Source organism: Streptomyces sp. NPDC048361 (assembly GCF_040651795.1).
Taxonomy (GTDB): Bacteria; Actinomycetota; Actinomycetes; order Streptomycetales; family Streptomycetaceae; genus Streptomyces.
Window position 1 is genome coordinate 1 of the sequence record NZ_JBEZKW010000122.1, and the last position, 6,212, is coordinate 6,212.

The 6,212-nt window shown below is 69.4% G+C and carries 6 protein-coding genes; 5 read left to right on the plus strand and 1 reads right to left on the minus strand.

Features of this window, described 5'->3' with window-relative positions:
* Positions 1–76: 76 nt before the first annotated feature.
* Positions 77–1,417, minus strand: coding sequence for a UDP-N-acetylglucosamine 1-carboxyvinyltransferase (gene murA, locus AB0D31_RS34380; RefSeq protein ID WP_362730774.1), 1,341 nt, complete (start codon positions 1,415–1,417; stop codon positions 77–79).
* Between the two features lie 223 nt (positions 1,418–1,640).
* Between murA and AB0D31_RS34385 the strand changes: the two genes are divergently transcribed.
* From AB0D31_RS34385 to AB0D31_RS34405, 5 genes are all read left to right on the plus strand, one after another.
* Complete coding sequence (locus AB0D31_RS34385; RefSeq protein ID WP_362730776.1) at positions 1,641–2,285, plus strand: YqgE/AlgH family protein; 645 nt, start codon at positions 1,641–1,643, stop codon at positions 2,283–2,285.
* 77 nt (positions 2,286–2,362) lie between these two features.
* Entirely contained in the window at positions 2,363–2,650 is a 288-nt protein-coding gene (locus AB0D31_RS34390) for a DUF3039 domain-containing protein (RefSeq protein ID WP_267052954.1), read from the plus strand.
* A 234-nt stretch (positions 2,651–2,884) separates the two neighbouring features.
* The gene (locus AB0D31_RS34395; protein WP_362730787.1) at positions 2,885–4,186 is read left to right on the plus strand and encodes an extracellular solute-binding protein; all 1,302 of its coding nucleotides are present in this window, start codon (positions 2,885–2,887) and stop codon (positions 4,184–4,186) included.
* Complete coding sequence (locus AB0D31_RS34400) at positions 4,183–5,172, plus strand: sugar ABC transporter permease (RefSeq protein WP_362730781.1); 990 nt, start codon at positions 4,183–4,185, stop codon at positions 5,170–5,172. The genes AB0D31_RS34395 and AB0D31_RS34400 overlap by 4 nt, the downstream gene beginning before the upstream one ends.
* 38 nt (positions 5,173–5,210) lie before the next feature.
* Positions 5,211–6,065, plus strand: a complete 855-nt coding sequence (locus AB0D31_RS34405; protein WP_362730784.1) for a carbohydrate ABC transporter permease — start codon at positions 5,211–5,213, stop codon at positions 6,063–6,065.
* Positions 6,066–6,212: the final 147 nt, after the last annotated feature.

Consider the following 6,212-nt stretch of genomic DNA (forward strand, 5'->3'; position numbering starts at 1 on the left):
AGGACGAGCGCCCTTCAGGCGCGAACGGGGTCTGGGGCGGAGCCCCAGCGACCCCGCTCTCGTCTGCGGGCCGGGGCTAGACCAGGGAGCCGTTGGGGAGTTCGACCTTCGCGCCGAGGCTCTCCAGCTTCTCCATGAAGTTCTCGTAGCCCCGGTTGATGAGGTCGATGCCGTGGACACGGGACGTGCCCTGCGCCGCGAGCGCCGCGATCAGGTACGAGAACCCGCCCCGCAGGTCCGGGATGACCAGATCGGCGCCCTGGAGCTTCGTGGGGCCGCTCACGACCGCCGAGTGCAGGAAGTTGCGCTGACCGAAGCGGCAGTCCGAGCCGCCCAGGCACTCCCGGTACAGCTGGATGTGCGCACCCATCTGGTTGAGCGCGGAGGTGAAGCCGAGCCGGGACTCGTACACCGTCTCGTGGACGATGGAGAGCCCGGTGGCCTGCGTGAGGGCGACGACCAGCGGCTGCTGCCAGTCCGTCTGGAAGCCCGGGTGGACGTCCGTTTCGAGCGCGATGGACTTGAGCGAGCCGCCGGGGTGCCAGAAGCGGATGCCCTCGTCGTCGATCTCGAAGGCGCCGCCGACCTTCCGGTAGGTGTTCAGGAACGTCATCATCGAGCGCTGCTGGGCGCCGCGGACGTAGATGTTGCCCTCGGTCGCCAGCGCGGCGGACGCCCACGAGGCGGCCTCCAGGCGGTCCGAGAGGGCCCGGTGGGTGTAACCGCCGAGGACGTCGACACCCGTGACCCGGATCGTCCGGTCGGTGTCCATGGCGATGATCGCGCCCATCTTCTGCAGGACGCAGATGAGGTCCTCGATCTCCGGCTCGACCGCCGCGTTGGACAGCTCGGTCACGCCCTCCGCGAGCACGGCCGTCAGGAGCACCTGCTCCGTCGCGCCGACCGACGGGTACGGCAGCGTGATCTTGCAGCCACGAAGCCGCTGCGGGGCCTCCAGGTACTGGCCGTCCGCCCGCTTCTCGATGGTCGCGCCGAACTGGCGCAGCACCTCGAAGTGGAAGTCGATGGGCCGGCCGCCGATGTCACAGCCGCCGAGGCCCGGGATGAAGGCGTGGCCCAGGCGGTGCAGGAGCGGCCCGCACAGCAGGATCGGGATCCGCGAGGACCCCGCGTGCGCGTCGATGTCGGCCACGTTGGCGGACTCGACGTGGGAGGGGTCGAGGATCAGTTCGCCGGGCTCGTCGCCGGGGCGGACCGTGACGCCGTGCAGCTGCAGCAGGCCCCGTACGACGCGTACGTCGCGGATGTCGGGCACGTTGCGCAGTCTGCTCGGGCCGCTGCCGAGGAGGGCGGCGACCATCGCCTTCGGCACGAGGTTCTTCGCGCCGCGGACGCGGATCTCGCCCTCGAGCGGGGTTCCGCCGTGGACAAGCAGTACATCGTCTGTGCCGGTCATGAATCTCGCGTTCCGGAGTCGTCGGGCAAGGGGCAGGGATAAAGGGTAAGGGGCTTTCACCCCTGCCCCATAAGGCCAAGGACGGTTCACGTAGGTAATGAATTCGCTACAGCACGCTCCGCGCAGGTCAGCTCTGCGGAGGGTCACGACTCCATGCGGTTTCCGGCCCGCGTGGCGGGTGCCCCGTCTCCCGCGCGGGCCCGTTATGGGGGATCATGTCGGCATGACCGAGGTGTCCTCGCTCACCGGGCGGCTGCTCGTCGCCACCCCGGCCCTGGCTGATCCGAACTTCGACCGCGCGGTGGTGCTGCTCCTCGATCACGACGAGGAGGGCACGCTCGGCGTGGTCCTGAACCGTCCGACGCCGGTCGGCGTCGGCGACATCCTGGAATCCTGGGCGGACCTCGCGGGCGAGCCGGGCGTGGTCTTCCAGGGCGGCCCGGTCGCCCTGGACTCCGCGCTGGGCGTCGCGGTGGTCCCCGGCGAGGACGGCCCCGGCGGGGAGGGTCCCGGCTGGGACGGCCCCGTCGAGGACGGCCGTTCCCCAAGCTCTCGGCCCCGTACGAGCAGGGGAGACCCCGTTGGCTGGCGGCGGGTGTACGGAGCGATCGGCCTGGTCGACCTGGAGACGCCACCGGAGCTGCTCGCGGCGGCCCTCGGCTCGTTGCGGATCTTCGCCGGATACGCCGGCTGGGGGCCGGGCCAGCTGGAGGACGAGCTCTCCGAGGGGGCCTGGTACGTGGTGGAATCCGAGCCCGGTGACGTGTCGTGCCCGGAGCCGGAGAGCCTGTGGCGGGCTGTGCTGCGCCGCCAGCGCAACGAGCTCGCGATGGTGGCCACGTATCCGGACGATCCCTCGCTCAACTGACGCCTGGACGGTCCCTGGGCGGACACCTGCCGATGCCCCTCCACCCAATCCGGTTGCCTTCAGTACCCTTGGTGGTTATGAGCACTCTTGAGCCCGAGCGCGGGGCAGGTACGGGGACCCTCGTAGAGCCGACACCCCAGGTGTCGAACGGCGACGGCGACCACGAGCGCTTCGCCCACTACGTCCAGAAGGACAAGATCATGGCGAGCGCGCTCGACGGCACGCCCGTCGTCGCGCTCTGCGGCAAGGTCTGGGTGCCGGGGCGCGACCCGAAGAAGTACCCGGTCTGCCCGATGTGCAAGGAGATCTACGAGTCCATGAGCGCCGGCGGCGACAAGGACAAGGGCGGCAAGGACAAGAAGTAGCCCGAGCGGTGGCGCGCGCGTAGCAGCGCGGCCCGCTGGAACGACGGCCCCCGGGGTGTGCGTCACGCACACCCCGGGGGCCGTTTTGCGTCCCTTGACGGCCACGGGTTGTCCAGACCTCTTGCCGCGAGCTTTGCCTCCGCCATAACCTCCTCCCTGTTGTGCAGTATGCGAAACGCTCGTTGCGTATGTTGCAACGCCAAGGGGAGGCTTTCTGTCGTGAAGCTGTCCGAGATGTCCACGCCGTCCGCCCGAACCGCCCTGCCGCTGGCGGTACTTGCCCTGGTCGCCCTCGCCGCGTGTGCCCCCCAGACCTCGGGAGCCGGGGCGAAGAGCGACGACAAGAGCGGCACCCTGCGCGTTTGGCTCTTCCAGGAGGTGAGCAACGGCCCCAAACAGAAGGTGGTGGACAAGGCCGTGGCCGCCTTCCAACAGGCCCACCACGGCGCCGACGTGAAGGTGGAGTACATACCCGTCGACACCCGCGCCCAGCGGATCAAGGCCGCCTTCAACGATCCCGGCTCCGCGCCCGACCTGATCGAGTACGGCAACACCGACACGGCCGGCTATGTGAAGGACGGCGGACTCGCCGATGTCAGCGCCGAGTTCGCGGCCTGGGGTGAGGCGAAGGACACCGACCCGACGGCGAAGCAGTCCGTCACGGTCGGCGGAAAGGTCTACGGCGCCCCGCTGTTCGTCGGCGTACGCGCGCTGTACTACCGCACCGACGTCCTCAAGGAGCTCGGTGTCGCCGTGCCGAAGACCCAGGACGAACTGATCGCGACCGCCAAGAAGATCCACCAGGCCAAGCCCGGCCTGTACGGGCTCGCGGTGGGCGGCGCCTACACCTACGGCGCGCTGCCGTTCCTCTGGGCCAACGGCGGTGAACTGGCCACCGAGAACGGCGGAAAGTACACCTCGGCCCTCGACGGCGAGGCCGCCCGCAAGGGCATCACCGCCTACACCTCGCTCTTCGGCGACGACAACTGCCCCGCCGCGAAGTGCGCCCAGATGGGCGGCAACGCCACCGTCACCGCCTTCGCCAACGGCAAGGCGGCCATGGTGATCGGCGGCGACTTCAACCACGCTGCCGTCGAGGCCGGCACCGTCAAGGGCAAGTACGCCGTCGTGCCGCTGCCCGGCCTCGCACCCGGCTCCGTAGCCCCGGCCTTCGCCGGCGGCAACAACATCGGGGTACTGAAGAGCACTTCGCATCGCACGCTCGCCGTGGACCTCATGGAGCAGCTCACGGGGAAGGCGACCCAGCGCGAGATGTTCGACGCGATGGGCTTCCTGCCGACCTACACCGACGTACGGGCCGAAATCGCCAAGAAGCAGCCGTTCGTCGAGCCGTTCGTCCGCACCCTGGCCGCGGGCGCCAAGTTCGTTCCTGCGTCGCCCGGTTGGGGCCAGATCGACTCCTCGCTCGTACTGCCCACCATGTTCCAGGAGGTCGTCAGCGGCAAGAAGGACGTGGCCAAGGCGTCCTCGGACGCGGCGAAGAAGATGAACGAGGCGTTCGGAGCGGCCAGTTGAGCTCCTCGACCGGACTCGGCGGGCTCAGGCCGTCGGCCACCGAGCGCGGCGCGGCCCGGACGGCGCCGGCCCCGAAGCCATCGCGTCGCCGCCCGCGCGGCCGCCCGCTCGGCGGGTCGGGCTGGACACCGTGGCTCTACCTGGCCCCCGCCCTCGCCGTCCTCGCCGCGCTGCTCGTCTACCCGGTCTACCAACTCGGCCTGATCTCCTTCCTCCAGTACACCCAGGCCCAGGTCAGCGGCGGCGAACCGACCAGCTTCCAAGGCCTGGACAACTACGCCACACTGTTCTCGGACAGCCAGTTCTGGTCGGTCCTGCTCGCCACGCTCGTCTTCGCGGCGGCCTGCGTCCTCGGCACCCTCGCCGTCGGCTGCACCCTTGCCGTACTCCTGACACGCGTACGCGCCCTGCCGCGGCTCGCGCTGATGCTGGCCGCGCTCGGCGCGTGGGCGACGCCCGCGATCACCGGTTCCACGGTGTGGATGTTCCTCTTCGACCCGGACTTCGGCCCCGTGAACCGGGTGCTGGGACTCGGGGACCACTCCTGGACGTACGGGCGCTACAGCGCGTTCCTGCTCGTTCTGCTCGAAGTGGTGTGGTGCTCGTTCCCCTTCGTGATGATCACGGTGTACGCCGGGATCCGCGCCATCCCGGGCGAGGTCCTGGAGGCGGCCGCCCTCGACGGAGCCTCCTCGTGGCGGACCTGGCGGTCCGTCATGGCGCCGATGCTCCGCCCGATCCTCACGGTCGTCACGATCCAGTCCGTCATCTGGGACTTCAAGGTGTTCACACAGATCTACGTCATGACCAACGGCGGCGGCATCGCGGGCCAGAACCTGGTCCTCAACGTGTACGCCTACCAAAAGGCGTTCGCCTCCTCGCAGTACAGCCTCGGCTCGGCGATCGGCGTCGTCATGCTGCTGATCCTGCTGGTGGCGACGCTGCTCTACCTGCGGGTGCTGCGCAGGGGAGGGGAGGAGCTGTGAGGGCGGGGCGGGTTGTGGGTTCCAGGGCGGCGAGGGTCGTGGGCTCTTCCGCTTCGGGTCGGGTTCACCGGATACGCCGGCCGGGGCGGCTGGCTGCCGAGGCGGGCGCCCTGCTCGTGGCCGTGGTGGTCGCCTTCCCTCTGTACTGGATGGTCCTTTCCGCGTTCAAGCCGGCGGGGGAGGTGCAGTCGGCCCACCCCAGGCCCTGGACTCTCTCCCCGTCCCTCGACTCCTTCCGGCGGGTCTTCACCCAGCAGGACTTCGGCCGGTACTTCCTCAACAGCCTCGTCGTGGCGGGAAGTGTGGTCGTGCTCTCCGCACTGATCGCCTTCCTGGCGGCGACCGCCGTGACCCGCTTCCGGTTCAAGTTCCGCACCACGCTGCTGATCATGTTCCTGGTGGCGCAGATGGTGCCGGTCGAGGCGCTGACGATCCCGCTGTTCTTCCTCATGCGGGATCTGGGGCAGCTCAACACGCTGGGTTCGTTGATCCTGCCGCACCTCGCGTTCTCGCTGCCCTTCGCGATCTGGATGCTGCGGGGGTTCGTGAAGGGGGTGCCGGTCGCCCTGGAGGAGGCCGCGGCGCTCGACGGGGCGAGCCGCACGCGCTTTCTGTGGCAGATCCTCTTTCCGCTGGTCTTCCCCGGGCTCGTGGCGACCAGCGTCTTCTCCTTCATCTCCGCGTGGAACGACTTCCTGTTCGCGAAGTCGTTCCTCATCAGCGACACGTCGCAGTCGACGCTGCCGATGGCTCTGCTGGTCTTCTTCAAGCCGGACGAGAACGACTGGGGCGGGATCATGGCGGGGTCCACGGTGATGACGGTGCCGGTGCTCGTGCTCTTTGTTCTGGTGCAGCGGAGGTTGGTGCTGGGGGTGGGAGGTGCGGTCAAGTAGCCGACTGGTGGCGCTACTTGAGGGTGCGGCTCCCGGGGGCCTGCGCCCCAGACCCCGAGGGTTTGCCCACCCACCCGCCCGGGCGGCGACGTTGGACGGCTCGGCCCTCTGGGGCTCCGCCCCAGACCCCGTTCGCGCCTCAAGGGC

Excerpts from the sequence above, each read along its gene's own strand:
- murA (WP_362730774.1), bottom strand. The coding sequence starts at position 1,417 with ATGACCGGCACAGACGATGTACTGCTTGTCCACGGCGGAACCCCGCTC.
- AB0D31_RS34385 (WP_362730776.1), top strand. The coding sequence starts at position 1,641 with ATGACCGAGGTGTCCTCGCTCACCGGGCGGCTGCTCGTCGCCACCCCG.
- AB0D31_RS34390 (WP_267052954.1), top strand. The coding sequence starts at position 2,363 with ATGAGCACTCTTGAGCCCGAGCGCGGGGCAGGTACGGGGACCCTCGTA.
- AB0D31_RS34395 (WP_362730787.1), top strand. The coding sequence starts at position 2,885 with ATGTCCACGCCGTCCGCCCGAACCGCCCTGCCGCTGGCGGTACTTGCC.